Genomic DNA, 1,168 nt, shown 5'->3' with positions numbered 1-1,168 from the left:
GATATAATAATTGAAGGAATGGATGTGGGATGACGAAGCTTTCTGGGGGCCGTCATTCAGTCCAACAAAAAAATCTGGGGTTTGGGCGTACAACCCCTGATGGATATTTGCCAGCCAGGCGAATTTACCGATGACCTGTTCGCGGTCAATCAACCGGTGAGTTCAGATCGGCTGATGGCCGCTTTGGACTCAATCAACGGCAAGTGGGGACGTGGGACGCTGCGTACAGGCTCAGTACCAGTCACCCCAGATTGGGGCATGCGCCGTGAGCAGATGAGCCAGAGCTACACGACACGGCTTGATCAGTTGTGGGTCGTAAAAGCTAAGTGACCAAGTTAATAGGGTTGCTCCCTAGATACGGTATGCCATACGCTTGTTGACTTAGAAACGAAAAGGAACTGACATGACGTATACGCAAATTACGCCTACTCAAGATTGGTTTTTTCGACACGACGGCGTTAAACCGACCGATCCCCCGATTCTCTACCAAGTGGCAGCTTGGGCCCTAAAATCGCCTGATGCGAAAGGCCAAACAGCCGTTGTAGGGCTGATCGCTCCGATATTTCCTGGGGAAGGTGGTCGAAAGCTACATGAGCCTCCACCGGTTGAAGGCTATTACATACACCGTGAACAACTGACTGAGCTTGAACTCCAGAGTTTGAAAAAGCGCTAGGCTACGCTAGGTGATCGTTCACGGTTATTCTGTTCTATTGATCCCCTGCCCCTAAAATTAGGGTCAGGGGATCAGTGCATTCGAGCTGTCATGTCCACGCCCAGGGCTCTCATTACCGCCAACATCGTTTTTAAGGTTGGATTGCCCTTGCTACTGAACGATCTGTAAAGCTGCTCTCGAGAAAGACCTGTCTCACGCGCAAGCTCGCTCATCCCTTTGGCCCTTGCAACAACCCCCATAGCCTTCGCGATGTACTCCGCATCCCCCGTCTCAAATGCGTCAGAGATAAAAATAGCGATTGCCTCAGGCCCGTCAAGGGCTGCTGCTGGGTCGTAATCGAAAATTTTTTCTTTCATTCTTGCCTCCATTGATCAGCCAGTCTCTTTGCTGTTTCGATGTATGCGTCCGGCCAAGTCATCTACCCAGCCCCGCAAAGCCAAGACATGGTGTGCACTTAAATTTAAGTGGGCACCAGCTCTAGCCTTTTAAGCGGGT

General features: G+C 50.9%; 3 protein-coding genes. 2 read left to right on the top strand and 1 reads right to left on the bottom strand.

Annotated elements, in window-relative coordinates; genetic code table 11:
- Window positions 1-99 precede the first annotated feature (99 nt).
- Window positions 100-330, top strand: coding sequence for a DUF4113 domain-containing protein (locus KDX37_RS29205; protein WP_319941730.1), 231 nt, complete (start codon window positions 100-102; stop codon window positions 328-330).
- A gap of 73 nt (window positions 331-403) precedes the next feature.
- Window positions 404-673 carry a hypothetical protein gene (locus tag KDX37_RS29200; RefSeq protein WP_003348774.1) on the top strand — a complete coding sequence of 90 codons (270 nt, stop codon included), beginning with the start codon at window positions 404-406 and terminating at the stop codon, window positions 671-673.
- Window positions 674-744: 71 nt separating this feature from the next.
- On the opposite strand, the gene KDX37_RS29195 is transcribed toward KDX37_RS29200, so the two are convergent.
- A complete protein-coding gene (locus KDX37_RS29195; protein WP_231656637.1) occupies window positions 745-1,029 on the bottom strand; it encodes an addiction module antidote protein in 285 nt (94 codons plus the stop codon).
- Between the last annotated feature and the right edge of the window lie 139 nt (window positions 1,030-1,168).

The sequence above is a fragment of the Pseudomonas californiensis genome (assembly GCF_021147775.1).
Classification (GTDB): Bacteria; Pseudomonadota; Gammaproteobacteria; order Pseudomonadales; family Pseudomonadaceae; genus Aquipseudomonas; species Aquipseudomonas californiensis.
This window is presented reverse-complemented; position numbering and strand designations above follow the sequence as displayed.

What these genes read in the sequence shown, in the direction of transcription:
- KDX37_RS29205 (WP_319941730.1), top strand. Translation starts at nt 100, where the DNA reads ATGGATATTTGCCAGCCAGGCGAATTTACCGATGACCTGTTCGCGGTC.
- KDX37_RS29200 (WP_003348774.1), top strand. Translation starts at nt 404, where the DNA reads ATGACGTATACGCAAATTACGCCTACTCAAGATTGGTTTTTTCGACAC.
- KDX37_RS29195 (WP_231656637.1), bottom strand. Translation starts at nt 1,029, where the DNA reads ATGAAAGAAAAAATTTTCGATTACGACCCAGCAGCAGCCCTTGACGGG.